Source organism: Pseudomonas sp. GG8 (assembly GCF_052976945.1).
The window spans coordinates 3610207-3635127 of record NZ_JBRIIP010000001.1 but is presented as its reverse complement, the minus strand read 5'-3'; the positions used below and the strand labels follow the sequence as shown (position 1 = coordinate 3635127).

At 58.0% G+C, this 24921-nt stretch carries 23 protein-coding genes and 1 pseudogene; 11 read left to right on the top strand and 13 right to left on the bottom strand.

Annotated features, from left to right (window positions below; genetic code table 11):
• The first annotated feature begins 11 nt into the window (after positions 1–11).
• The 5 genes from ACVBEG_RS17630 (at position 12) to ACVBEG_RS17610 (ending at position 5677) form a co-directional block, all read left to right on the top strand.
• Positions 12–1034 carry an ABC transporter permease gene (locus ACVBEG_RS17630; RefSeq protein WP_322178337.1) on the top strand — a complete coding sequence of 341 codons (1023 nt, stop codon included), beginning with the start codon at positions 12–14 and terminating at the stop codon, positions 1032–1034.
• A 266-nt stretch (positions 1035–1300) separates the two neighbouring features.
• Positions 1301–1705, top strand: a complete 405-nt coding sequence (locus ACVBEG_RS17625; RefSeq protein ID WP_219061387.1) for a TraR/DksA family transcriptional regulator — start codon at positions 1301–1303, stop codon at positions 1703–1705.
• 131 nt (positions 1706–1836) lie between these two features.
• On the top strand, positions 1837–3534 hold the full coding sequence (locus tag ACVBEG_RS17620; protein WP_407074571.1) for a methyl-accepting chemotaxis protein: 1698 nt from the start codon (positions 1837–1839) through the stop codon (positions 3532–3534).
• Between the two features lie 322 nt (positions 3535–3856).
• Positions 3857–5335, top strand: coding sequence for a T6SS phospholipase effector Tle1-like catalytic domain-containing protein (locus ACVBEG_RS17615; protein ID WP_322178339.1), 1479 nt, complete (start codon positions 3857–3859; stop codon positions 5333–5335).
• Positions 5336–5488: 153 nt separating this feature from the next.
• Positions 5489–5677, top strand: a complete 189-nt coding sequence (locus ACVBEG_RS17610; protein WP_322178340.1) for a hypothetical protein — start codon at positions 5489–5491, stop codon at positions 5675–5677.
• 25 nt (positions 5678–5702) lie between these two features.
• Here the strand turns inward: ACVBEG_RS17610 and ACVBEG_RS17605 are convergent, their stop codons facing one another.
• The gene (locus ACVBEG_RS17605) at positions 5703–5939 is read right to left on the bottom strand and encodes a DUF2789 domain-containing protein (RefSeq protein WP_322178341.1); all 237 of its coding nucleotides are present in this window, start codon (positions 5937–5939) and stop codon (positions 5703–5705) included.
• Positions 5940–6134: 195 nt separating this feature from the next.
• Positions 6135–6365, bottom strand: coding sequence for a hypothetical protein (locus tag ACVBEG_RS17600; protein WP_322178342.1), 231 nt, complete (start codon positions 6363–6365; stop codon positions 6135–6137).
• A gap of 537 nt (positions 6366–6902) precedes the next feature.
• On the opposite strand from ACVBEG_RS17600, the gene ACVBEG_RS17595 reads away from it, so the two are divergent.
• Both ACVBEG_RS17595 and ACVBEG_RS17590 read left to right on the top strand, forming a co-directional pair.
• A complete protein-coding gene (locus ACVBEG_RS17595; RefSeq protein WP_322178343.1) occupies positions 6903–7370 on the top strand; it encodes a hypothetical protein in 468 nt (155 codons plus the stop codon).
• A 137-nt stretch (positions 7371–7507) separates the two neighbouring features.
• Positions 7508–8163 (top strand): annotated as a pseudogene (locus ACVBEG_RS17590) (glycine betaine ABC transporter substrate-binding protein); the annotation flags it as partial.
• A gap of 25 nt (positions 8164–8188) precedes the next feature.
• Here the strand turns inward: ACVBEG_RS17590 and ACVBEG_RS17585 are convergent.
• The 7 genes from ACVBEG_RS17585 to ACVBEG_RS17555 form a co-directional block, all read right to left on the bottom strand.
• Entirely contained in the window at positions 8189–8566 is a 378-nt protein-coding gene (locus ACVBEG_RS17585) for a Na+/H+ antiporter subunit G (RefSeq protein ID WP_322178344.1), read from the bottom strand.
• Positions 8563–8841 (bottom strand): K+/H+ antiporter subunit F, encoded by a 279-nt coding sequence (locus tag ACVBEG_RS17580; protein ID WP_322178345.1) that lies wholly within the window; start codon positions 8839–8841, stop codon positions 8563–8565. The genes ACVBEG_RS17585 and ACVBEG_RS17580 overlap by 4 nt, the downstream gene beginning before the upstream one ends.
• Complete coding sequence (locus tag ACVBEG_RS17575) at positions 8838–9326, bottom strand: Na+/H+ antiporter subunit E (RefSeq protein ID WP_330200838.1); 489 nt, start codon at positions 9324–9326, stop codon at positions 8838–8840. The genes ACVBEG_RS17580 and ACVBEG_RS17575 overlap by 4 nt, the downstream gene beginning before the upstream one ends.
• Positions 9323–11002, bottom strand: coding sequence for a monovalent cation/H+ antiporter subunit D (locus ACVBEG_RS17570; protein WP_322217123.1), 1680 nt, complete (start codon positions 11000–11002; stop codon positions 9323–9325). Before ACVBEG_RS17570 ends, ACVBEG_RS17575 begins: the two co-directional genes overlap by 4 nt.
• Positions 10999–11343 (bottom strand): Na+/H+ antiporter subunit C, encoded by a 345-nt coding sequence (locus ACVBEG_RS17565; protein WP_219061377.1) that lies wholly within the window; start codon positions 11341–11343, stop codon positions 10999–11001. Before ACVBEG_RS17565 ends, ACVBEG_RS17570 begins: the two co-directional genes overlap by 4 nt.
• Positions 11343–14261, bottom strand: coding sequence for a monovalent cation/H+ antiporter subunit A (locus ACVBEG_RS17560; RefSeq protein WP_447108151.1), 2919 nt, complete (start codon positions 14259–14261; stop codon positions 11343–11345). The genes ACVBEG_RS17565 and ACVBEG_RS17560 overlap by 1 nt, the downstream gene beginning before the upstream one ends.
• 184 nt (positions 14262–14445) lie before the next feature.
• Positions 14446–15372: a DMT family transporter gene (locus ACVBEG_RS17555; RefSeq protein ID WP_322178349.1), complete on the bottom strand. Its 927-nt coding sequence runs from the start codon at positions 15370–15372 to the stop codon at positions 14446–14448.
• 103 nt (positions 15373–15475) lie between these two features.
• On the opposite strand from ACVBEG_RS17555, the gene ACVBEG_RS17550 reads away from it, so the two are divergent.
• Both ACVBEG_RS17550 and ACVBEG_RS17545 read left to right on the top strand, forming a co-directional pair.
• Positions 15476–16039: a helix-turn-helix domain-containing protein gene (locus ACVBEG_RS17550; RefSeq protein ID WP_322178350.1), complete on the top strand. Its 564-nt coding sequence runs from the start codon at positions 15476–15478 to the stop codon at positions 16037–16039.
• A gap of 198 nt (positions 16040–16237) precedes the next feature.
• Entirely contained in the window at positions 16238–17677 is a 1440-nt protein-coding gene (locus ACVBEG_RS17545; RefSeq protein WP_322178351.1) for an FAD/NAD(P)-binding protein, read from the top strand.
• 82 nt (positions 17678–17759) lie between these two features.
• Here the strand turns inward: ACVBEG_RS17545 and ACVBEG_RS17540 are convergent, their stop codons facing one another.
• The 4 genes from ACVBEG_RS17540 to ssuD form a co-directional block, all read right to left on the bottom strand.
• Entirely contained in the window at positions 17760–18194 is a 435-nt protein-coding gene (locus ACVBEG_RS17540) for a hypothetical protein (RefSeq protein WP_322178352.1), read from the bottom strand.
• A gap of 262 nt (positions 18195–18456) precedes the next feature.
• Entirely contained in the window at positions 18457–19563 is a 1107-nt protein-coding gene (locus tag ACVBEG_RS17535) for a sigma-54 interaction domain-containing protein (RefSeq protein WP_407074570.1), read from the bottom strand.
• A gap of 8 nt (positions 19564–19571) precedes the next feature.
• A complete protein-coding gene (locus ACVBEG_RS17530; protein WP_322217805.1) occupies positions 19572–20759 on the bottom strand; it encodes an acyl-CoA dehydrogenase family protein in 1188 nt (395 codons plus the stop codon).
• A 114-nt stretch (positions 20760–20873) separates the two neighbouring features.
• Positions 20874–22013, bottom strand: a complete 1140-nt coding sequence (ssuD, locus tag ACVBEG_RS17525) for an FMNH2-dependent alkanesulfonate monooxygenase (protein WP_322178354.1) — start codon at positions 22011–22013, stop codon at positions 20874–20876.
• Positions 22014–22598: 585 nt separating this feature from the next.
• Between ssuD and ampC the strand changes: the two genes are divergently transcribed.
• Both ampC and ACVBEG_RS17515 read left to right on the top strand, forming a co-directional pair.
• The gene (gene ampC / locus ACVBEG_RS17520) at positions 22599–23780 is read left to right on the top strand and encodes a class C beta-lactamase (RefSeq protein WP_322178355.1); all 1182 of its coding nucleotides are present in this window, start codon (positions 22599–22601) and stop codon (positions 23778–23780) included.
• Between the two features lie 117 nt (positions 23781–23897).
• Positions 23898–24818, top strand: coding sequence for a LysR family transcriptional regulator (locus ACVBEG_RS17515; RefSeq protein WP_322178356.1), 921 nt, complete (start codon positions 23898–23900; stop codon positions 24816–24818).
• Positions 24819–24921: the final 103 nt, after the last annotated feature.

Sequence of the window (24921 nt, the reverse complement as noted above, 5' to 3'; positions counted from 1 at the left end):
GATTAACCGCAATGAACGCGATTCTGGACAATAAACCCACCGTAGCGGCGGTCAAATCGAAGCGGCGCTTGCCCACCGAATTGAGCATTTTTCTGGTGCTGATCGGTATCGGCCTGGTCTTTGAGGTGTTTGGCTGGATCGTTCGCGATCAGAGTTTTCTCTTTAACTCTCAGCGTCTGGTGTTGATGATCCTGCAAGTGTCGATCATTGGCTTGCTGGCCATCGGCGTGACTCAGGTCATCATTACCACTGGTATCGATTTGTCCTCGGGTTCGGTTCTGGCGCTGTCGGCAATGATCGCCGCCAGTCTGGCGCAAACCTCGGACTTTGCCCGAGCCGTGTTTCCATCGCTCACCGATTTGCCGGTGTGGATCCCGGTGATAGCGGGTCTGGGGGTGGGGCTGCTGGCTGGGGCGATCAACGGCAGTATCATTGCCCTCAGCGGGATTCCGCCGTTCATTGCGACCCTGGGCATGATGGTGTCGGCTCGCGGTGTGGCGCGCTTCTACACGTCAGGCCAGCCGGTGAGCATGCTGTCAGATCCGTACACCTCCATCGGTCAGGGGGCGATGCCGGTCATCATTTTCCTGGTAGTCGCGGTGATTTTCCACATCGCCCTGCGCTATACCAAATACGGCAAATATACCTACGCTATTGGCGGCAACATGCAGGCGGCGCGAACGTCGGGGATCAACGTCAAACGGCACTTGATCATCGTCTACAGCATCGCGGGCTTGTTGGCCGGGCTGGCGGGGGTGGTGGCTTCGGCGCGTGCGGCAACGGGGCAGGCCGGTATGGGCATGTCTTACGAGCTGGACGCAATCGCTGCTGCGGTGATCGGCGGCACCAGCCTGGCCGGTGGCGTGGGGCGCATCACCGGGACCGTGATCGGTGCCTTGATCCTGGGGGTCATGGCCAGCGGATTCACGTTCGTCGGCGTCGACGCTTACATCCAGGACATCATCAAGGGAATGATCATCGTGGTCGCCGTGGTGATCGACCAATACCGCAACAAACGCAAAATAAAGCGCTGAGTCAGTACTGGCGAACGGGGCGCAGTGGTGTGTCAGGTACAGTGCTTTCGCCGACGAACGGGCCCTTCTGGGCCCTTTTCTGTTGCCTTACGCGACTAGTTGAGCAAATCCGCGTCAATTATGTTGCTGAGTCAACACGCCGGCCTTAGACTGCCGCCCCTCATAAATTGAGTGTCAGGTGGCCCTTGGAGACGATGGCGCTTTTTCGGCAACGCTGAACCGCTCCTTAATTCGCCTTAATGCACGTATTTTTTATAGAGAAATCAATGACAAAGGACAAGTTGCTGGCGATGCCGGCCGATGACTACATGAATGCCGAGCAGCATGCTTTCTTCGTCGAGCTGCTGCAAGGCATGAAAGTCGAGATCCACGCGCGAATCGAGCAGAGTCGTATTGCTATCGAAAGCCTGGACACGCCTTCCGATCCTGCTGATGCGGCGTCGGTCGAAGAAGAGCGTCACTGGTTGGTCAACGTGATCGATCGTGATCAGCGCATGCTTCCGCAGCTGGAAATGGCCCTTGAACGAATTGGCAACGACAGCTTTGGCTGGTGCGAAGACAGCGGCGAGGCGATTGGCCTCAAGCGCCTGCTGATTAGCCCTACCACTAAGTACTGCATCGAAGCTCAAGAACGTCACGAGCAAATCGACAAGCACCAACGTCAGGCCTGATCGATTCTGGCGTTTGCTTTATAGGGGCATTCAAATGCCCCGGTAGAGTTGCGCCTGTTGTTCTATCCGTCTGAGCACGTCTTCATCCGTTCAATATTACCTGTCGATCTAGCACTAACGACTCATGGCTAATGGTTGTTGTCTGGCGTTTAATGCAGACAAATAACGATAAGTACAGGTGGGTGATAAGCATGGCTGGAGACGGATTTCTCGTAGGGACGCTTGCGTCGCAGGCTCAGTCCCCTGAACTGACCCCCCTCAAAAAAACACGCTGGCTCGCACCGTTATTGCAGAGTCTGGCGCTGTGCCTGTTGTTGCTGGCGATGGCCTTCAGCGGTTTGTCGGTCTACGTGTGCTTGCCAGTGGCAGTATTACTGATCTGGCTGCCGCGCTTGCTGACCCGTGAGCCTACTTCGGTCGTGGCTCAGAACAGCGGCACTGATATCGCCCAATTGACCCGCGACTTGTCCCGCACCACCAGCCATAACGCGCTCTCTGCGGCAGGCGTGGCCTTTTCCGTACGCCAGTTGGCGGCCAGGATTCAGTCGCAGCTCGATGCCGCTGAGCAGATCGTCAGCAGCGCCGATGTGATGATCACTACCGAGCAGGCGACCTCCCAGCTCAGCCAGCAAGCGCTCACGGCGGCCAGCGAGGCCAGACAGAGCAGTGATGCCGGGCGCACCGTACTGGCGGAATCCATCACCCGCATGCACCAACTGAGCAAACGTGCCATTGGCAGCCGTGAACTGATTGAAGCCCTCAGCCAGCGCAGCGAAGAAATTCAGCGTGTCACTCTGGTTATTCAGTCGATTGCCAGTCAGACCAACCTGCTGGCGCTCAATGCTGCCATCGAAGCTGCCCGTGCCGGCGAGCACGGGCGTGGCTTTGCCGTGGTCGCTGACGAGGTGCGCGGTCTGGCCGGTCGCACCGCCAGTGCCACCGAGGAAGTCGGGCAGATGGTGGCTGATATTCAGCAGCGCACCGGACAAGTGGTGGAGCAAATCAGACAGCTGTCCACTGATCTGGACAGCGGCGTGGAGCAGGTCGAACACACCGGCAAGCATTTGGAAAACATCGCTCGCCTGGCGGCCGGGGTAGAAGCGCAAGTCAACGGGATTGCTGCGGGTGCACAGAACAATCAGGAGCAACTGAGCGGTTTGTTTACTGCTGTCGAGCAAATGCGCAGTGATTTGGCGATCAGTGATGAGCAGACTCGACAACTGGCCAGCGCCGCGGTGCAGATGGAGGGGCAGGCAGAGAGCATCAGTGAGCGCCTGGCCCAGGTAGGGCTGGACGATTATCACCAGCGTATCTATGACCTTGCCCGCGAAGGTGCCCGTCAGATTTCTGCGCAATTCGAAGCGGATATCGAGCAGAACCGCATCAGCCTCGAGGACCTGTTCGATCGCAGTTATCAATTGATTCCCAAGACGTCGCCGAGCAAGTTCCAGACGCGATTTGATCGTTACACCGATCAGGTGCTGCCGTCGATCCTGGAGCCGATCTTGCCGAGCCATGAGGGCCTGGTCTTCGCCATTGCCTGTACGCAGCAAGGCTACGTGCCGACGCATAACAAGGTCTTCAGTCAGCCGTTGACCGGCGACATCAAGCTCGACACGGTGCAGAACCGCACCAAGCGCAAGTTCGATGACCGCACGGGTATTCGTTGTGGCAGCCATCAACAGCCGGTACTGCTGCAAACTTACACCCGCGATACCGGCGAACTGATGCACGACCTGTCAGTGCCGATCATGGTCAAGGGGCGCCATTGGGGTGGCCTGCGCCTGGGCTACAAACCCGAAGGTCTACCGCAACCCAAACGCGGGTAAAACCTTTCCGAGTACTCCGGCGATTCCACCTCCCAAAGGCCAGGAATCGCCTTCGAAATACGTCTGCCGTTGATGACGGGTCTTTGATGGTTTCATTCAAGTGAATGCAGTCGTTTATGTCGCTTAATGGGCTCTATTAGTCTTCGTTGTAAGACTTATTAGTTAATAGACTCTCTAACTTCTCTGTGGTGTGTGGGACGATTCTGAAATCGTCCTGAGTGCCTTGACGTCTGTGTATGGCTGAGCAAGCTGTTTTAAATCAGAAGTATTTATTGATTTAAGCAGGCTGGCTTCCAGTTGTGCCATACAGGGCGAAAATACCATGAGCGGGATAAAGACAACCCAGCAGGCTGCGGGCAGCGCTGCCCCGGAAATGCACCGTGTTACGCTGCGTATCGGTCTGTTTTTCGACGGGACAGGCAACAATCGGGTCAATAGCTACATCGCGGCTCGTTGCCGTGCGCAGGTCGTGATAAATAACTCACACATCAGAGAGTGCGCGGGGCGCCATACCCAGCCTGCCAGTAGTTACAGCAATGATTTAAGTAATGTGGCCAGGTTGTATGAACTGTATTGTCAGCAGTTCAAGGTAAGCGCGACGAAGAATGGAGGGGCTGCGTGCTGGCCGATTTATATAAGCGGTATCGGCACAACGTCCGGTAAGTGCGATTCAGTGTGGGCGGGCCAAAGTTTCGGGCGTGGCAGCACGGGTGTCATCGCCAAGGTTGCCAAGGGCGTTAAAAAGCTTGGTACCGTCCTTGACGCTTTCAAGGCCGAGAACCCAGGGTGCGTTATCGATGGGCTGGAACTCGATCTTTTCGGCTTCAGTCGCGGTGCCGCAGCCGCCCGGCACTTTGCCAATGAAGTATTGAAGCAGGCAAAAGGCGCCCTTGGCCCCTTACTCGATCAGAGGCAAATCCCATGGAGTGAAGATTTCGCCTGGCATAACGCAAGCGTGAAATTGAAAGTGATAGGCTTGTTCGACACCGTCGCGGCCATAGGTAGTATCGAAGATTGGGGTAATGTGCGGGACGCCGCGAACCGTGGGGTCAATCTCTATCTGCCTCCCAGGTCGGCACAGCAGGTGTTGCACCTGGTCGCCGGCGACGAGTTGCGGCGTAACTTCGCCTTGAACAGCGTCGCCCCGGATTGGTCGAAGGAGGTCGTGGTGCCTGGGGCGCACTCGGACGTTGGCGGTGGCTATCATCCGCAGGTGCGGGAAAAGCTATTTCTGACCCGGCCGCGCCGAAGCATCGTAAGCCTCGATACGCACTGCCACGCCAGCGGTGCCTGGCTGGAAAGCGATTTGGATCTGCAGGCGATTGATGCCAGTCAATGGCTCGATCCTCTGGATGTAGGCGCTTCGTTGCGCGTCGAGTGTTGTGAAAGCTATCCCGGCGCAGGCAGTAACAAGGTCGGCGTTAAAACGATCCTGGCCGCTGTGAGTCTGGAACGTCGCGTATTCGGTCATCTTTCCAGGGTCTATTTACGCGTGATGCACGCGCTGGCCTGTGCCGAAGGGGTGCCTCTGGGGCCGATACCTGACACCCCCGAGTTGAGGCTTGTACCCGAGTTGCAAGTGGTTGCGCAAAAGCTGATTGCCTACGCCAAGGGCGGCCCCGACACGCTCGATGAAAGTGAACGGCGCATGTTGCGTCAGCGCTATATCCATCGCTCCGCTCACTGGAACGCCGCAGTCGGTAGTGGTGGCAGTCTGAGTGGCGCTGTTTTCGTCCATGCACCACAGCCTGGCGGGCGTGTTCATCACCCCCACGTCAGTCAGCCCGGTTATCCCCGATGAGGTATCAGCGAGGGCGCTGGGCGAAGGGTCCGTGCTGGGATTTTGTTACCGGTTATGTAACGAAGCTATGCGGGCGATAGCTTTTTCCCGGCGGGGCAAGTCTCTATGATGGCGATATCGTTAGGTTGCTTGTTAAATCCGGGGAGAATGCTCATGCACAGCAAAGTCGATGTCGCCGTGATGATAGGTACAGGGGTTCCGCCTTCAATGCGTGCTCAGGGGCGTCGCGTTTGTTGGGTGGTGCTGCTCAATGGGGAGCGGCGCGGAACCGCTTTTTCCTCCCGCAGCGAAGCAGAAGAGTGCCGCGCGGCATGGGCCGCTCAATTGTCGATAGCGGCCTGATCATGGTGTGGATGCGGTATGGGTGCTACTTGGTCAAATGCAGCCGCTCATTGAGTTCATCTACAACGAGCGACCATTCGGCGTCTTCGCGCAATTCTTCTTTCAGGAATCGCGCCTGTTGCGGTGTCCAGAATTCGGCCTCGGAGAGCTTGATGTTTTCTGGCAGAAAGTGGCTGGAGACGAATGCATCGATACTGGCCGGGTCGGACTCAAGGCCCAGTTGTTCGAAGAGGGTGGCCAGCGTAGGCGTAGTCAATTCCATGTGATCTCCTTGACGGGAAAAACCCGTGCAGTGGTGGAAGCCGTTAATAAAGCGGTGGCAACGTATCTGAGGCCCGCGCTCGGCAAGAGTTCGACGGGATAAGCGGGCAGTGACAGATTCTTTTTACACTCGATCCTGAGCGCCGATGGCCAGCAAAGGTAACCGGCGAGTACTGGCCCTCCCGACTGCAGTGAGCTAGAGGCTCAAAGCACCCGCATCGACCGCTTCTTTCAAGGCTTTGGCAGCGTCTTTTGCGGCAGTCGCAGCAACATCTGCTGTTTTAAACCACCGGTCTTTTTCGACTTGGTGGTAGCTGATTGCGTTTTTTGCTTCTTTGGCGCGCATCACGATTACAGCCTGGAACTCGCCGTCGACTTCTTTGGCTTCGCCCCAGATGAAGAACTCGCCAATATCAAATTCAATCACTATTACCTTCCCATGGATGACGAGTGAATACGCTACGGCACGCAGGCGTATCGTCTGTTTTTTTTGATGTTGGCGAGTATGGCAGTTGTTGAGGTGGACAGGCGGGGTTTAGTTCTCACGATGACGAATGACAGGTTATCGGGAGTCGGACGTTAACGAGTGGATTTCTGCTCTCCGCGTCGTCGCCGGACGAAAGGTATATACCCTGTAGGGGGGGCTAACCGGTAGAATCGTATTTTTATTCCTGAATACGTTGCCTGCTATTCTCTGGCAACCGAAAGCGCGATTTCCTGCAAGGCTGGACGCCCAGGTGGCGAGACGCCGAGTCGGTTATCCATTAATATTCTGTGCCGGGTTGTTGGCAGACGCCTAGGCTCCAAGTTGACAATCTTCCTCGAAACGTCAGGGAGACTGGATCAAGGTCAGTCAATATTTTTTGTGCGACGAACAGGGGCGGAAAATAGCTATATCCAACCCGTTTTGTGTGGTGCTCGAACGTTGTCGGGCAAGATAATTTTCAAGTTAGAGGACTCGTCATTGGCAGTAAGTAATCTGGATATGCACGCATTATTCGTGCTTGGCGATCTTCGTGCCAAGCTAGTCAAGCAATTCCAATCCCGTTTTGTCTATGTCACCGAGCAAACCGCCGAAGGCATCTACATCGCTGAAATTGATACCGAAACCGCGTTGGTGGTAGACGACAAGCAGCGTCTGGAACTCAAAGTAGGCGATCACTTTCGTGCGGCAGTATTGCCCAGCCGTGAAGGCGGTAAGTTAGAACTGAAGTTTCGAGATATCAAGTTGACCGTCTATGGTCTGGGTGATTACGCCTACGTTAATACGCCTGATGGCCACGGTATTGTGTTCAAGGAAGGCCGTGCCGTGGTTACGGTCTTTGCCGCCAACGAGCAGTTGCAAGGTACGTTGAGCAAGACCCTGAAAGCCGTTACCGGCAAAGCCGCGAAATGGCGCAAGGGTGAGCTGACATTCAAGGCCAGTGAATAATACGAGAACAAGACGCTGCGTTTTGCTCGCGAATGAACGAGTGTGCACCGTATAAGGCAACCCCTCGAAGCCGGGCTCCGTCGAAAAGGAACCTCTGCGCCGATCTGCTGACAGAGTATTTTGAAACCATGGGAACCGAATACGTCATCACGGGCGACGCTGAGCGCGGTATCAAGCCGATGGCGCCCTAGCTGCGTAGTGTGTCGGATTTGCCTCGGTACAAAGATGTGTTCAAAGACCCCGAGTTACCGGGCAAAGGGCGAATTTTGAACAGCCCAATGGGTTGGACTTCTGGCGTGGTCAACGGCTAGAAGCTCAAGGCGTATGGGCTCGAGAAAAGCTATGTGAATTTTCAAAGCGGGTCGGGCGCAGCACGGGATGCCGAAATCTCCTCGTCCATGAAACGAGTCCGGCCGGTATTGTTCTATTACTGGTCGCCGACGCCGCTGTTGGGCCGCTACAAATTGATTCAACTTCAGGAGCCGGCCTTTGATGCATCCGCTTGGGAAACCCTGACCGATGCGAAAAATCTCAATCCGCAGCCGACGTTCTTCGGTCTACGCTGAGCATCGGGGTTTCCAGACCGTTTAAGCGGCACTATCCGCAACCGGTAGCGTTCTTCGAGAAGGTTGATCTGCCAATGGGTCCGCTGAACAAGGCGTTGGCGGACATGAGCGAAAAACACCTGGCCCCACGGGATGTTACCCAAGTGTTCCTCAAGGAACACCCGGATGTCTGGAAGGCCTGGCTGCCCGAAGACATTGCGACCAAGGTCAGCGCCAGCTTGAAATGAGGCGGCATAGCTGAAATGCCGCCCATCAGTTACCGCCCGGATCACCTTCGTTGCGATCGCCACTGACCTCTGGCGGTACGTCATCCCCCGCCATGCGTTTGCGGAACAGTCCGGTGCGGGCCAGCAACAGGGTCGTGACCGGCACAGTGATAGACAGCAGTACCGGGATCAACCAGGCGTGAATCACCGGTTCGGATTTCAGCGCCGAAAAATAGATGATCGACGCCAGCGCTACACACCATGCGCCCAAGGTGGACGCTAGTGCGGGTGGGTGCATGCGCTGAAAGAAATCTTTCATGCGCAGCAGACCGAGAGCGCCGGTCAGGGCGAACAGGCTGCTGGCGACTAATAGCGCCGCAGTGATGATCTCGACCCAGAATGGCAGCACGCTGAGCGAATTCACTCGATCACCTCGCCGCGCAGCAGGAACTTCGCCAGCGCGAAGGAGGCGACGAAGCCGAACAGCGCAATCAACAGCGCGGCCTCGAAGTACATGTCGCTGGCGTAGCGGATGCCCAGCACCAGCATCATCAACATGGCAATGATGTACAGGTAGTCCAGAGCGAGGACCCGATCCTGCGCAGACGGGCCCTTGAACAGCCTAATAAAGGTCAGCACCATCGCCATCACAAAGATGAACAGGCTGAGCAAAATGGCGTTGGAGAGCAGGGCACTCATTGGAAAATCTCCATCAGCGGGCGTTCGTAACAGTGCTTGAAGTGTTCGATGAACTGCGCCTCATCGTTCAGATCGAACACATGCATCAGCAACACGCTACGGTCCAGGGCCAGTTCGGACCACACCGTGCCCGGAATGACCGTGGTGATCATCGACAGGGCCGCCAGGCCATTGGCATCACGCAGGTCAAGCGGCACTTTGACGAACGCTGAGCGGGGTGGTCGTCGTTTAGCGTTCCACACCGTCCAGCTCACGGCAATGTTCGATGACACCACGTCGCATCCCACCCGCAGGAACAATTTCAGCATCACGCCAGGCCTGCGAATCCGTACCGGCAGAGGGCGCAACGGCTTCATCAGCAAGGGGGCGACAACCCCAAGCAATGCGCCGAGCAACAGATTGCCGGGGCTGAGAGACAGGTTCAGTACCAGCCAGAGCAACCAGAGCGCCAGCGATAGCAACGGGGCAGGGAACAGGCGCTTCATGGCTGCACCTGCTGGGCAGCAGCCGTGGTCGGGCCGGGCAGTGGGCGGGTGGCCATGACTGACAGCACGTATTGCTGCGGATCATGCAGGGCCGCCGCAGTGTCCTGGGTGTAGCGCAGCAGCGGCTCGGCTTTGAACGTGAGCGCAATGCACAAACCCAACAGGATCAGGATGGGCAGGCACTCATTGCGGCGCAGCTTAGGCGAAGGTCGCTCCCTCGGAGCCCAGAAACGCTGAATGCCGACGCGAGAAAAGGCGATCAGCGAGGCCAGTCCGGAGAAGATCAACAGGCTGATCAGGACCCAACTGGCACCTGAAATCGATTCGTCCTTGGCCACATCCAGCCCGAGTGGATTGAGCAAAGCGCTGAGCAACGTCAGCTTGCCAATAAAGCCGGACAGAGGCGGCATGCCAATGATCAATAAGGCGCAAGCGATGAAGCTCAGCCCAAGGAAGGCCATGGTCCTCGGGATCACCTGACCCACCACGGCTTTCTGTTCCTCGTCGAGGTTTATACCCGGCAGTGGCTGCAACGATTCCAGCGGACGAGGCCGCTCCGCGTCTTCAAAGAGGGGGATTTCGTTCTCTGAGCGCGAGCGCTCTATCAGTTCGGCCAGCAGAAACAGGGCGCTGAGAGTCAGGGTCGAGCTGACCAGATAGAACAGTGCGCCAGCGGTCAGGCTGGGTTGGGCAAAGCCGATGGCCGACAGCAGGATACCTGCCGACACCAGAATGCTCAGACTGCCCAGGCGTTCCAGGCGTTGCGCGGCCAGAATCGTTACGGCTGCCGTGAAAATCGTCGCCATGCCGCCGTAGATCAGCCAGTCGCCGCCAAAAAAAGCTGAGGCGCCTGCTTGCCCCGAGAATAGCAGGGTCCAGAGCCGCAACAGGGTATAGACACCGACTTTGGTCATGATCGCGAACATCGCTGCCACAGGGGCGCTGGCTGCCGAGTAGGCCGGCACCAGCCAGAAATTCAGCGGCCACATGCCTGCCTTGGCGAGGAACGCCGTGGCAAGAATCGCGGCGCCAGCATGCAACAGGCCGCGATCGGATTCGGGCACTAACGGGATCTTTATTGCCAGATCGGCCATATTCAAGGTGCCGGTCACGCCATAAATCAGTGCCGCTCCAATCAGGAACAACGACGAGGCCACCAGGTTGATGGTGATGTAATGCAGGCCCGCTGAGACCCGTGCGCGTCCCGAACCGTGGAGCATCAGGCCATAAGACGCGGCCAACAGCACTTCGAAGAATACGAACAGGTTGAACAGGTCAGCGGTCAGGAAGGCCCCGTAAAGGCCCAACAGCTGGATCTGGAACAAGGCGTGAAAGCTGGCGCCGGCCCGGTCCCAGCGGGCCAGGGCGAAGAGCAGCGCACAGACACCGATGATCCCGGTCAGCACCAGCATCAGCGCGGAAAGATGATCGACCACCAGCACGATGCCAAAGGGCGCTTCCCAGTTACCCGGCAGGTATACGCCGATAGAGCCCGTGGTACCTGCCTGCTGGACCCATATCAATAAACTGATCGAGATCGCCAGCCCAAGTAAGGTGGAGAGCAGGTTGATTCGGGCTTTCAACGGACGATGCTTTTCGCCGAGCATCAACATCAGGGCGGCGGTCAGCAGGGGGAGCAGAATGGGGGCGACGATCAGTTGATTCATCAACGTCATTCTTTAGGCTCCCGACCATCCACATGGTCGGTGCCGGTCAGGCCCCGCGAGGCCAGTAGCAGTACCAGAAACAGAGCGGTCATGGCGAAGCTGATGACAATCGCCGTCAAGACCAGGGCTTGCGGCAGGGGGTCGGTGTAATTGAGCAAGTCTTGCGGCACTCCGTCCTTGATGATCGGTTCCTTGCCAATAAACAGGCTGCCCATGCTGAAGATGAACAGGTTGACCCCGTAGGACAGCAAGCACAGCCCCATCACCACTTGAAAGGTTCGAGGTCGCAGGATCAGCCAGACGCCCGAGGCAACCAGTACACCGATGGCGATTGCGATGACTTCTTCCATCAGACGGCTCCTTGCGTTGCTATGGGCTTGGGCAGCGAGGTCGGACGATGGCTTCGCACCGATTGGTGAGCCAAAGCAGTGAGGATCAGCAGCGTCGAGCCGACCACCACGGCGTACACGCCGATATCGAAGAACAGCGCACTGGCGAAGTGGATATCGCCCAGCAGCGGCAACTGCAGGTGCGCGGTATGGGTGGTCATGAACGGGTAGCCGAGTGCCATCGAACCCAGCCCGGTGAACATCGCAAACAACATTCCGATGCCCATCCAGCGCAGTGGACGCAGGCTCATTTGCGCTTCGACCCACTGCGTTCCCGCCACCATGTATTGAAGAATGAAGGCCACGGACATCACCAGCCCAGCGACGAATCCGCCGCCTGGCAGATTATGCCCGCGCATGAACAGATACATTGAAATCACCAAGGCAATCGGCAACAGCAAGCGTACCAACACCGCTGGCACCATCATGAAGCCCAGTGCGGTGTCACTGGCGCTGCGCGGATTAACCAGGTCGGTGACCACGTCACGCGCCAGCAAGCGTTGCTGAGCGGGCAGCGGAATGCTTTCTTTAGGGGGGCGGAAGCGCCTCAGTAGCGCAAATATCGTCAGGGCGACGGCCGCCAATACAGTGATTTCGCCCAAGGTATCGAAGCCACGGAAGTCCACCAGCATCACGTTCACCACGTTGCTGCCGCCGCCTTGAGGGAGGGCGCGGCTGAGATAGAACGAGGAAATCGTATTGGGCGTTGGCCGAGTCAGCATCGCATAAGACAGCAGCGCCATGCCGCCACCGACCATCACCGCCAGTAGCAAGTCACGCAGACGACGTGCCCGAGCCTGGCTGAGGGTGCTCGGCAGTGGCGCGACGTTTTCGTTGCGTCGTGGCAGCCAGCGCAGGCCCAGCAGAATCAGCGCGGTGGTGACCACCTCCACCACCAACTGGGTCAGAGCCAGGTCCGGGGCAGAGAACCAGACGAAGGTGATGCAGATCATCAATCCGCAGACGCTGACCATGGTCAGTGCCGCGAGACGGTGATATTTGGCCTGCCACGCGGCGCCGAGTGCGCAGGCAATCGCAATCAGCCACAGCGTTACGAACACCGCTGAGCCTGGAATCTTTGGTCTATCACCCCAGGTCAGGCCACTGTGGTAGAGCGGAATCAGTCCGCCAACGAATGCGACCAGGACCAGCAGAAATAGCTGGGCCTGCAGGCGGCGGGTGCTGATCTTTCGCGCGAAACGCCGTGCGCAACGCACCATCAATACCAGGCTGCGCTCGAACAGATGCTTGCCATTGAGGCGGGAGACCAGGGGCGCACCGGTAAATCGCTCCTGTTTGAAGGCCGGGCGCAACAATAGGTACAGCACGATTCCGCCGACCATGGCCAGCAGGCTCATGATCATCGGCGTATTCCAGCCATGCCAGATCGCCAGGTTGTATTCGGGCAGCGTGCCCCCCACGACCGGCCGTGCTGCAGTGGCCAACAGCGGGCCCACGGACTGTGCGGGGAAGATGCCGACGATCAGGCAGACCAGCACCAGTAGCTCCACCGGTGCGCGCATCCAGCGTGGCGGTTCGTGAGGTGCATGGGGCAGGTCGGTGGCTTTCGGACCGAAAAATACATCCACGGTAAAGCGCAGCGCATAGACGACGCTGAAGCTCCCGGCAATGGTCGCGATGACAGGCAGAGCCATCTCGACCCACGCGGTAGAAGAGATGAACACGGTCTCGGCGAAGAACATTTCCTTGGAAAGAAAGCCGTTCAGCAGCGGAATCCCGGCCATTGACGCACTGGCGACCATGGCCAGGGTGGCGGTATACGGCATCATCTTGATCAGGCCGCTGAGCCGCCGAATATCGCGGGTACCGCTTTCATGGTCGATGATCCCGGCGGCCATGAACAGCGAGGCCTTGAAGGTGGCGTGATTGAGAATATGGAACACCGCCGCCACGGCGGCCAATGGACTGTTCAGGCCAAGTAGCAGGGTGATCAGCCCCAGATGGCTGATGGTCGAATAGGCCAGCAGGCCCTTGAGGTCGGTCTGGAAAATCGCTGTGTAGGCACCCAACAGCAACGTGCAGGCGCCGGCCCCGCCGACGATCCAGAACCATTCTTCAGTGCCAGACAATACCGGCCAGAAACGCGCCAGTAAAAATACCCCGGCCTTGACCATGGTCGCTGAGTGCAGGTAGGCCGAAACCGGGGTTGGGGCGGCCATGGCGTGGGGCAGCCAGAAGTGAAAAGGGAACTGCGCGCTCTTGCTCAAGGCGCCAATCAGTATCAACGGCAGCAACACCGGGTACAGGGCGTGGGCGCGAATTACGTCACCCGCCGCCAGTACCTTGTCCAGGTCGTAACTGCCGACCACATGGCCGAGCAGCATGACCCCCACCAATAAGGCGAGGCCGCCAGCTCCGGTGACCACCAGCGCCATGTAGGCGCCTCGGCGGGCATCGGCGCGATGGTGCCAGTAGCCGATTAGCAAGAAGGAGAAAAGACTGGTCAGCTCCCAGAAAAATACGATCTGGATCAGATTGCCGGAGATCACCAGGCCCAGCATGGCACCCATGAACGCTAGGAAAAAGGCGAAAAAGCGCGGTACCGGGTCGTCGGGTGACATGTAATAACGTGCATACAAGGACACCAGCGCACCGATGCCCAACACCAGCATGGAAAACAACCAGGCAAAACCATCCATTCGCAGAACGAAATTCAGGCCCAGGCTTGGTAACCAGAAGAATTCCTGGCGAATCACACCGCCGTCAGCGATCTGCGGGTACCACAGGGCGACCTGGATCGCGCCTATCAGACTCACCAGACCTGCGAGGATGGACTCGGTATTACGCGCGTTGTGCGGCAAAAGGGCCGCGAGACAGCTGCCGATAAAAGGCAAAAGCAGTAGAACTATCAGGGACATAGGTTTCTAATCTGCTGGGAATTATCTGGAATCATACGTGTCAGGTCCCAGATCACCAACTCGCAAGCTGTGGCAGAATCCTACAAAGGCTAAAGGCAAGGGTAGTTGGGGGCCCGGTTTTACGAGGGATTTATTGTGACGGGGCTGTCGCTTTCGCGAATGAAGGCACTCGGTGTTGCTGGGCTCAATCGGCCTCGCTCAACACCTCACCTCGATCTTTTTCGTCTTTCACTGCCGCCTTGGCCCGCACTTTAAGTTCGCTGACAATGACCCCTGCAACGATTAATGCCGCACCGAGCAAGGCGATGGCGGGTAAGCGTTCACCGGCCAGACGCCCGGCAATTCCGGCCCATACCGGCTCACCGGCATAGATCACGGTGGCACGGGTCGGCGAAACGGTTTTCTGCGCCCAGTTCATTGCGACTTGAATCGCCGCGCTGGCGGCCCCGAGGCCCACCGCGCTGATCACCAGCAACCATGAGAACGGTGGAAGTGGCTCTCCGGTCGGGACGACCATCAGAAACGACAATACCGAGGCGGTTGCCAGTTGCACTACCGTTACTCGACGCACGTCGACTTTGCCAGCGTAGGCGCCGATCAGAATAATTTCGCCGGCAATTGCCACAGCGCTGACCACGGTGGCTATTTCACCGGGGCTGAAATTCAGCGAGGCGCCATTGGGCCCGGACAGCAGCATCAACCCGGCGAAGGCCAGGCCAATGCCCAGGCTTGGCATAAGACCCGGACGACGTCCCAGCACCAGCCATTGCAACAACGGTACGAAAGGCACATACAACGCGGTGATAAAGGCAGACTGGCTACTGGGAATGGTTTGCAGGCCGATGGTTTGCAGGCCATAGCCGAGCATGATCGACACACCGATGAACACCCCGGCCTTGAACTCGAGCAGCGTCAGGTCGCGTAGAATTCGCAGGGAAAAGAGGGCAACGATGTTCGCGGCGGCAGCGAACCGCAGCCCGACGAAAAACAACGGTCCACTGGACGTCAGTGCATGCTGCACCAGCAGAAACGTCCCGCCCCAGATCACGGTGATCAGGATCAATACAGCTTCTGCTTTACTGATTCGTGGCGTCAGGCGGGTAGACTTCATGGTGTTCACCGGGCTATTGGGGCTTGCGTGTGACAAAGGTGAGACGCAGAATGCGTCGAAAGTGGGCAGTATACTGCGCAAATCGAATCAGGCGAGCAATATAGTGCACAAAGACATCGCTCAGAGAGCCCCGGTGCTACAACACGTCAGTCAGAATGTGCGCCGTTTGCGCAATGCCGCAGACCTTAGTCAGAGTGCCTTGGCAGAGAAATCCGGGGTGAGCCGCAGAATGCTGGTGGCAATCGAGGCGGGCGAGAAAAACGTTAGCCTGGCAACCCTTGATCGGGTCGCCGATGCGCTGGACGTGGCGTTCAGCGATTTGATCCAGGCCCCGGATGTGCGCGATCCCAGCCGCATCAACGAGGTCGCGTGGGCGGGACTGATCCCTGGCAGCAAAGCAGTGCTCCTGGCAAAGGCCGTGGCCAAGCGCGAAGTCGAGTTGTGGGAGTTTTGCCTGGAACCGGGTGAGGTTTATGCGTCGGAAGCCGACCCTGAAGGCTGGAGTGAGCAGGTCTATGTGTTCGAAGGTTGCTTGAACATCGGTCTGGTCGATACCGTCCACCGCGTTGAACGCGGCGAGTTCTACATGTTCGCCAGCAGTCAGGCCCATACCTATCGAAACGATGGGCCGGTGGCTGTTCGGTTTGTGCGCAACGTGGTGCTGTAAGCCGTTCACGGAAGAGGGGTGATGGCTCGCGAACTGTTTGCCCAACAACAGCGTTTGAACACTGTGTAGGTTTGCTGGACTTTTTCACTGTCAGATTGCAGGCAAGGCCAAGAAAAGCGATCATTTTTGATCAGGCATGCCCTGTGCAAGGTCGGTGGCAGACATTACTTTTTGCTGCGCTTTTTGAAGGATAGGGGAATGACCGAGTCGCATTCAGGGCAGGCGATTTCTGCCGTCCGTACAGCCGATATTTTAATTGTGGGTGGCGGCTTGAGCGGCAGCATGTTGGCTGCGCAATTATTGAGACTGCCGGGTAAACGACGGATTTTGATTATCGAGTCGCGCAGTGAGCTGGGGCGTGGCGAAGCCTACAGCGCGACTGAATTGGGCCACACCCTCAATGGTAATGCTGCACGCATGGGTGTCGATCCAGACAACCCCGATGACCTGACCCAATGGCTGGGCGACTACATTGCGGCTGGCGGCTGGCCGGAGTCTGCCGGGCAACACGTACCCGTGGCAGAGCTGTTCCCGCCACGGGGTATTTTTGGTCTGTATGTGCAGCAACGATTGGCGGATGCGCGGGTGCTCGGCGCTTCATACGGATCTAGCCTGGAACATGTGCGCGGCGAAGCAACTGATCTGGAAAGCAGTGATGCGGGTGTGCGGATCACCCTGAGTGATGGCCGCCAATTACAGGGCACGTTTGCGGTGCTGGCCACCGGCATGTTCCCTGCTGCGCGCACCTCACAACGCGAGTCCAGCGGGCTTAATGCGGCGTCTGTCGATCCGTGGGATGTCGACGCCATGCGCGAGCTCGACCCTTTGGCAAACGTACTGATCATCGGCTCGGGCCTGACCATGGTCGATGCATTGGTGTCCTTGGAGCAGGCCGGGCATCGCGGACCAATCGACGTGTTTTCCCGTCACGGTCTATTGCCCCACGTCCGCCGCCAGCCGCCGGTGTGGGTGGATTTTCTGGCCGAAGATCACAGTATTCGCAGCACGCGTCAGCTGCTGCGCAAGGTCCGCGAGGAATGCGAACACGCCATTGCTGACGGGATTGATTGGCAGGCGCCGCTGGATACGGTTCGTGCGCACATTGGCCGTCTGTGGTCCCAGGCCAGCGATGTGCAGCGTCGGCAATTCGTTCGCCATGTGCGGCCCTGGTGGGAAAGCCATCACCATCGTTCACCACCGCCAAGTGCAGCACTGCTGGCGCGACGTGTGGAAGAGGGACGGCTGACCATTCACGCCGCGTCATTGCAGGGGGTGGAAGTGCTGCCGACAGGGCAGGTACAGATTCGCATCCGTCGTCGCGGAGAGTCTGAGTCGTCGCACGTCATTGGCGATGCCTTGATTAACTCCACGGGCATCGAATACGACTGGCGTCGGGTGGACCGTGCATTGCCCAGGCAGCTTTTGGCGCGGGGCCTTATCCTCCCAGGTCCGCTGGCGCTAGGGATTGCCGCGCAGCCCGATGGTGCGTTGCTTGATGCGCAAGGGAACGTCTCACCGCGGCTGTTCGCCATGGGGCCGCCGTTGCGCGGAATGTGGTGGGAAAGTACTGCAGTAACCGACGTCGCCAGTCAGGCCAAAGCCCTGGCGGAGCGATTGGCTTCTCTGGATAAACACTGACTCATAAAAAACGCCGCTCAGCGGATATGCGCTGAGCGGCGTTCGTTCACGTCACTGGGATTCAATCCAGAGCGAGCAGTCCTTAGCGGATGCTGCTGATGCTGCCTTTGTTACCGGTAACCTTGACGTTGACCTTCTTGAACAGAAAGTAGTCTTCAACGCTGACTTCGTAGCGAGGTGCGACGATCAGGTCGGAACCGGAGCTTTTCACCGCTTTGAACGCGGCGGCAGCTTTCACTGCGGAGATCGGGTCAGGCAGGCCGATTGCGGAACCGCCCGCACCACCGTAAGTAACGCCATCGGCGAACTGGGTATCGCCACCCACGTTAAGCCAGCCGAACAGGATCGTGGTGGATGATTCGCCGCTGATTTGTTCCCCTACTTTCACATCGGCTTTCAAGTCAGCGGTGACCGAGCCAGCAATCGGCGCGGTTGGCTGGCTCATGTTATAGCTCACGCAGCCGCTGGTCGTTGCGATCAGGGTGGCGACAGCGGCAGCAAGGTATAACTTCTTCATGTGTGGTGACTCCTGGTGGTTTGTGCTCGGGCATAAATAAGCCGGCGCAACCATAACGGGAGTCGACCCCTGAATCTGTCAGACGCTTCCTGCATAGATGCAGGGTTCGTGACTAGGTTTAGTAGGGGATTTCGTACGGTATTAAATAGTTAATATTTCCCCCCGTAAATGCTGGGTTTGAGCAGTCGAAGATACTGTCGTTTCTGATCGAAGCGTTACGGTCCTACACCTTTTTACTTCGTGCCAGACACCTGATCGGCGTTCAGATTGATAGCTGAAGCACGCGATCTCCTGCCGTCTGTTCAGTGGGACGACGTTTGTTCACTGCCAGCTCGCCAATCTTGATCAGGCGGGTCCGCGTGACGTTGCGGCTCAAACCGAGCAAGTTGGCGGTGTGCACCTGGTTGTAATGGCTGAAGCGATAGGCCGCGCGCAACAGGGCGTCTTCGACTTTTTCGTGCAGGGCGCCGGCCTGCTCTTCGAACAGGGTCTGGAACGCTCGCGTCAGCAGCGCCGCGGCGGAGTCGTCAACAGGCGCCGTATCATCCAGGCGCTCGATGCGCATGTTCGACAAGCGCAGATCGTTGTGCTGGATCAACCCGTTGCGGCAGATGAGCAGGGTATGGTGGATGACGTTTTCCAGTTCGCGGATATTACCCGGCCAGCTGTAGCTCCTGAGCTTGTGTTCGGCTTCTGCGCTGATGCTGATCGGGCCATAACCCAAGCGCTTGCTATAGACCTCGATGAAGTGCCGGGTCAATGGCAGGATATCGCCGGGACGCTCGCGCAGCGGGCTCAACTCCAGGCTTACCACGTCCAGCCGGTAATACAGATCCTCGCGAAAATGCCCTGCATTGATGGCTTTCTCCAGCTGTACGTTGGTGGCCGCCAGGACCCGCACATCAATGGGGATGCTTTTACGTGAGCCCAGACGCACCACTTCACGCTCCTGCAACACCCGGAGCAGTTTTACCTGGATGGGCATTGGCAGATCGCCGATCTCATCTAGGAACAGCGTGCCGCCATTGGCCTCTTCAAACCAGCCGGCTTTAGCGCTGAGGGCGCCGGTGAAGGCCCCTTTTTCGTGACCGAACAACTCGGCCTCGACCAGCGATTCGGAAAAGGCTCCGCAGTTGACCGCCACGAAGGGGCGATTGCGTCGGGCGCTGAGGTTATGGATATGGCGCGCGACCAGTTCCTTGCCGGTGCCGGTCTCGCCGATGATCAGCACACTGGCTTCGCTGGGCGCGACCTGCTGCACATGCGCCAACAGGGCTTGGGATTTTGGATCTTCGAAGACCTGAGCGGTGGCCCGGATCGACGTCGCCAAAGCTGGCGATGGGGGTAAGGTCAGAAGCTGCATGGGCATCTCTATCACTATGAGTAGAAGGTCGGAACAGGCAGAGATCGGTTCAATGCCCAGTCACCCAGTTCGTGGAGTTTGTAATCCACAGGATCGTGCAAGGTCTGAGTGCGCAGGTTGCGCCAATGCCGGTCGAGACGCAGGGACGCGTGGGTCGAGCGCGCCCCCGTCACCTCGAACAGCTTGCTACACAGCTCCAGGCCTTGGCGGCTGGCGGCGACTTTTGCGGTGGCGATCGCTGTTGCCAGATAACCACGCTCCTCGTTGCTTAGATCCGGGCCTTTGGCCCAAGCGGCATCGAGCAGTTCGGCGGCCCGTTCTACCAGCAACCGCACGCCTTCCAGCGCTACCCAGAACTCCCCGTAGTGTGCCAACACATAAGGGTCCTGGCGGATGTCCTCGGTCGTGGATTTGAACCAGGTGCGGGTTTCGGTGAGGGTGTATTGCCGCGCTTCATTGAAGGCCCCCTCGGCGATACCGAGAAACATGTGGGTGAACGTCAGTTGCGCGATCAGCGGACGCAAGCAGGCAAAGGGCGTACTCAAAGGACCGGGGTCAAGGAGCAACTCCGACTCGTCGACCCGCACCCGCTCAAAGCTGGCACTGCCGCTGTCGGTCTGACGCTGGCCCATGTTGTTCCAGTCTTTATGCAGGGTGATACCGCTGCGCCCGCTGGGGATGGCGGCGATCAGCAACTTGCCGCCCGCCGTTTCGTCCACGGCCGAAGCGATCAGCATCTGTGAATCGCTGGCCCCGGAGCAGAAGCTTTTTTTGCCGGAGAACTCCCGCCAGCCGTTGAATGTTTTGACGACAGTGCGTGTGTCCAGCGGGTTGAGGGCGTTGCCCCAGAACCAATTCTTGCGCGCGGTCTGCTCGAACCAGGGCTGCCATTGTTCCGGCTTGGCGAACAGGCGCACGGTGGCCAACATCAAATGATGGAAACCGAAGACATGAGCGATGGAACTGTCGACCTTGGCGAACTCGCGAACGATGTCTAAGGTTTCACTCCAGCGCCCACCTAGCCCGCCATATTGACGAGGAATGCTTAGCGCCAGCAGGCCGCTTTCGCGCAGTGCGTCGCGCTCGGCTTTGGGAGTGCCACCACGTTCATCACGCTCTGCGGCGGTTTCGGCAAATTGTGCAGCCAGTTTTTGGGCTGTCTGCAAGGGCGTGGACGGGGCGCTTGGCGGCTTGGCAGTCACACGGGTTTCCTCAAGGGTTAATGCAGGGTCGGACGGAAGTGTCACGCCCCCCCGATCCTGTTCAGGCTGTGTGAGCAGACTTGCCTGCGAAAACGGTATGTCAGGCGCAACCGATCACTTGGCCTGAGGCGGCAAGTCATTGGCGATCATTTCGCCAAATGGCCCGGTCAGGTTGGTGATCCCGCGACCGGCCAGGCTCGCGTAGGGCTCGGGCAGCAGCGGAAACACCAACTCGGCGAAGCGGTAGGCTTCTTCGAGGTGCGGGTAGCCGGAGAAGATGAAGCTCTCGATCCCCAGGTCCGCATATTCTTTGATCCGTGCCGCGACCTCTTGCGGGTTGCCCACCAGCGCGGTGCCAGCCCCCCCACGAACCAGGCCGACACCGGCCCACAGATTTGGTGCGATTTCCAGATTATCGCGACGCCCGTCGTGCAGCGCTGCCATGCGTCGCTGGCCCTCGGAGTCGAAGCGCGAGAACGACTTCTGCGCGGCCGCGATGGTTTCGTCGCTGATGTGCTCGATCAGGGTATCGGCGGCTTTCCAAGCCTCTTCGCTGGTTTCACGCACAATCACATGCAGACGAATACCGAAACGCACGGTGCGTCCTTTGCGTGCGGCACGTTCGCGAACGTCAGCGATCTTCTCGGCGACGGCGGCTGGCGGCTCACCCCAGGTCAGGTACACATCCACCTGCTCGGCGGCCAGTTCGTGAGCAGCCTCGGAAGATCCCCCGAAGTACAGCGGTGGATAGGGTTTCTGAATCGGTGGGTATAGCGCTTTGGCGTTCTGCACGCGCAAATGCTTGCCTTCAAAATCCACGGCTTCGCCTTGCAGCACGCGACGCCAGATGTGCAGAAACTCGTCGGTGACTTCGTAGCGCTCGCTGTGATCGAGATAGATACCGTCGCCACGGTTTTCATCCGGGTCGCCGCCGGTCACCACGTTAATCAACAGTCGGCCACCGGACAGTCGATCCAGGGTTGCCGCCATCCGCGCGGACACGGTCGGCGAGATAATGCCGGGACGGATGGCCACTAGATACTTCAGGCGCTCGGTCAATGGCACCAGCGCCGAGGCGATGACCCAGGAGTCTTCGCAAGAGCGGCCAGTGGGGATCAGCACCCCGTGATAACCCAAGTCATCCGCTGCCTGGGCCACTTGTTTGAGGTAATTCAAGGTGACGGGGCGGGCGCCTTTGGTGGTGCCCAGGTAATGGCCGTCGCCGTGAGTAGGGAGGAACCAGAAAACATCCATGACAAATCCTTCAAACAATGTGCAGCCAATTTTTTATGGACGCCGAACAGCAGTACGGCGCGTTATGCAGTAGGGCAAAAAAGCGGTGTCTCAGTCGGTAATGAAGTTCACGGGCTCAGAGCAAGAGCTGTATCAACGAGCCCCCCGTATTCACACCTTGGGCAGCGCTGGCTAGCGTCAGTCACCTGTTCACCGGCAACGCTTTTGTTGAATGACTGTTGCCGGGCAAACAGTTGCTGGGCCAACACTGCATTGAGTCAGTGCTAGTTATAAAGCTTATGAGTTATTCCTCAAAAGAACCTAATTTCATATTTTTATAACTTTAATATATATGTATGAGTCCTATGCTCGGGCGCTGCAGGCTTGCAGTGCTACGCGAGGCTGCGAGGCCCGACACACTCAAGGCGCCATCATGGGCGCGCACGTAGACGCATCAATGGCGAGCAGTGATGGCATGGGGCATGGTTCGTGTTTGATCGCCGAAAAAGGTACTTCAGTACCGAGAGTCGCCAAGCAGCGGTTCTGGAAAAACTAAATCATGTGATAGTTTTCGCCGTCCAATAGAAACCCCCAAAGGACGACCGGATGCACTCGAATGGAAAATTCTGCGCACCGTTTCTCTTTCTTGTCTGTGCGGCTTTGTTCGGCACCTCAGCAGCTGCGGATACGGAAAAGTCGGATATTGACAACCTCGTGCAAGACGCCGCCCAGGCGATCATGCAGCAGTACAAGATTCCCGGCCTGGCTATTGCAGTTACCGCTAATGGTAAACAAAGCTTCTACAACTACGGGGTGGCCTCCAGGGAAACCGGGCGAAAGGTCACCCGCAATACGCTGTTCGAGATCGGATCGATCAGCAAAACGTTCACGGCGACCCTGGCCACTTACGCTCAGGTCAACGGTCGGCTTGCACTCAGTGACAACCCCGGCAAATACCTGCCGCAGCTCCAGGGCAGCCAGTTGGACAAGGTGACGCTGATCAACTTGGGGACTCATACGGCGGGAGGGTTTCCCCTTCAGATTCCTGATGACGTCCAGAACAACGAGCAGTTGATGGACTACTTCAGGTCTTGGCAGCCCCTTTTCGCCCCTGGCACCTACAGGACTTACGCCAATCCCAGTATCGGCTTGCTTGGGATGATCGCTGCCAAGAGCATGAACATTCCTTTCGATGAGGCTCTTGAGGCCCAGCTTTTCCCGAAACTTGGCATGCACGGCAGCTACATCAATGTGCCTTCAAGCAATATGCCGCTCTATGCACAGGGCTATAACAAACAGGACGCTCCAGTCAGGCTTAGCCCAGGAGTGCTTGCAGCCGAAGCCTACGGAGTGAAAACCAGCGTCCAGGACTTGATTCGCTTCGTCGAGGTTAACCTGAACCTTACCCAGACAGATGCCACGCTTAAGCGCGCAATCGCCGATACCCATATAGGTTACTTCCAGCTTGGTCCGATGACCCAGGACCTTATATGGGAACAATATGGGTACCCGGTTAGCCTCGATACGCTACTGGAAGGCAACTCTGACAAGATGGCTTATGAGCGTCAGGCGGCCACCAAGCTGACCCCGCCCCAGCCCCCGCAACAGGCGGTCTGGGTGAACAAGACGGGCTCAACCCGCGGGTTTGGAGCCTACGCTGCCTTCATCCCTGAGAAGAAGCTCGGCATTGTGATCCTGGCCAACAAGAATTATCCCAACGAGCCTCGGGTTCGTTTGGCGTATCAAATCCTGAGCAAATTGGATTGCTGCTCGCGAGCAGAGCACTGAGGCATCTACCTGGGCCTACCACGGACGTTTTTCGTGCAGGCGAGTGTGGGGTTTTAAACCTCAGCAGCTGATTTACGGATATCCTCGGCCTCATCGCGAAGCCGAGAGCCGCACCCCATGCGCCACAAAAACCTCACCCGTCGTCTTGACTTGATTACCTTGCAATTGTTTGTCGCCGTGCACGAAGAAGGCACGTTGACTCGGGCGGCTGCGCGGGAGGCGATTGCGGTGTCGGCAGCCAGTAAGCGTTTGATGGAGTTGGAGAATGCACTGGGCATTGGCCTGTTCATGCGTAACGCTAAAGGCATGGCATTGACCGCAGCGGGGGAAACGCTGTTGCACCATGCGCGGCGGATGCTGTTCGATGTGGAAAAAATCGGCCTGGAACTAGGCGAACATATTCAGGGCGTACGCGGTTATGTGCGGATGCTGGCGAACCTGTCGGCGATCATCCAGTTTCTGCCGGAAGACCTGCACGACTTCGTCTCCAGCCATGAGCAAGTGAAAATCGACCTCGAAGAACGCCCCAGCAATGGCGTGGTGCAGGGCATCATTGATGGCGTGGCGGACATCGGCATTTGTTCGATGGACACCGACACCCAAAGCCTGTTCAGCGTGCCTTATCGCCAGGATACGCTGGCGGTCGTGATGCGCAGCGACCATCCCTTGGCCGATCGTGATCACGTGGCCTTTGCCGATACCCTGGACTATGACTATGTCGGTCTGCATGCGGCCAGTTCGATCAACATGCGCACCCACGCAGCGGCTCGTGCCTGCGGGCGGATCGTGCGCCTGCGGATTCATGTCCCAGGTTTCGATGCGGTGTGCCGGATGGTGCAGGCCAATATGGGCATCGGCATCCTGCCGCAAAAGGCGTATGAACTGTTCGGTCGCTCGCTCGGGTTGACGGCGGTGGCGTTGAGCGATGATTGGTCCGAACGCACCTTGTTGCTGGTAGCCCGCGACCAGGCATCGTTGTCACCGGTCAGCTGTTTGTTGTTCGAACACTTGCGCCGCCTGGAAAATCCCGCGAACTAGACACACCACCTCAAGCGTTCGCGTTTCGCGAACGACGCTTGCCAACAGAAGGTTGGATTCTTCAGTGCCTGGTCCTCTAGCCTTGGCTCACGTTACAAGGCTT

Bases quoted from the DNA above. Each gene is read 5' to 3' on its own strand.
- ACVBEG_RS17580 (WP_322178345.1), bottom strand. From the start codon at position 8,841: ATGAGTGCCCTGCTCTCCAACGCCATTTTGCTCAGCCTGTTCATCTTT.
- ssuD (WP_322178354.1), bottom strand. From the start codon at position 22,013: ATGGATGTTTTCTGGTTCCTCCCTACTCACGGCGACGGCCATTACCTG.
- ACVBEG_RS17630 (WP_322178337.1), top strand. From the start codon at position 12: ATGAACGCGATTCTGGACAATAAACCCACCGTAGCGGCGGTCAAATCG.
- ACVBEG_RS17545 (WP_322178351.1), top strand. From the start codon at position 16,238: ATGACCGAGTCGCATTCAGGGCAGGCGATTTCTGCCGTCCGTACAGCC.
- ACVBEG_RS17535 (WP_407074570.1), bottom strand. From the start codon at position 19,563: ATGCCCATGCAGCTTCTGACCTTACCCCCATCGCCAGCTTTGGCGACG.
- ACVBEG_RS17610 (WP_322178340.1), top strand. From the start codon at position 5,489: ATGCACAGCAAAGTCGATGTCGCCGTGATGATAGGTACAGGGGTTCCG.
- ACVBEG_RS17575 (WP_330200838.1), bottom strand. From the start codon at position 9,326: ATGAAGCGCCTGTTCCCTGCCCCGTTGCTATCGCTGGCGCTCTGGTTG.
- ACVBEG_RS17565 (WP_219061377.1), bottom strand. From the start codon at position 11,343: ATGGAAGAAGTCATCGCAATCGCCATCGGTGTACTGGTTGCCTCGGGC.
- ACVBEG_RS17570 (WP_322217123.1), bottom strand. From the start codon at position 11,002: ATGACGTTGATGAATCAACTGATCGTCGCCCCCATTCTGCTCCCCCTG.
- ACVBEG_RS17615 (WP_322178339.1), top strand. From the start codon at position 3,857: ATGAGCGGGATAAAGACAACCCAGCAGGCTGCGGGCAGCGCTGCCCCG.
- ACVBEG_RS17555 (WP_322178349.1), bottom strand. From the start codon at position 15,372: ATGAAGTCTACCCGCCTGACGCCACGAATCAGTAAAGCAGAAGCTGTA.
- ACVBEG_RS17620 (WP_407074571.1), top strand. From the start codon at position 1,837: ATGGTTGTTGTCTGGCGTTTAATGCAGACAAATAACGATAAGTACAGG.
- ACVBEG_RS17560 (WP_447108151.1), bottom strand. From the start codon at position 14,261: ATGTCCCTGATAGTTCTACTGCTTTTGCCTTTTATCGGCAGCTGTCTC.
- ampC (WP_322178355.1), top strand. From the start codon at position 22,599: ATGCACTCGAATGGAAAATTCTGCGCACCGTTTCTCTTTCTTGTCTGT.
- ACVBEG_RS17540 (WP_322178352.1), bottom strand. From the start codon at position 18,194: ATGAAGAAGTTATACCTTGCTGCCGCTGTCGCCACCCTGATCGCAACG.
- ACVBEG_RS17625 (WP_219061387.1), top strand. From the start codon at position 1,301: ATGACAAAGGACAAGTTGCTGGCGATGCCGGCCGATGACTACATGAAT.
- ACVBEG_RS17605 (WP_322178341.1), bottom strand. From the start codon at position 5,939: ATGGAATTGACTACGCCTACGCTGGCCACCCTCTTCGAACAACTGGGC.
- ACVBEG_RS17515 (WP_322178356.1), top strand. From the start codon at position 23,898: ATGCGCCACAAAAACCTCACCCGTCGTCTTGACTTGATTACCTTGCAA.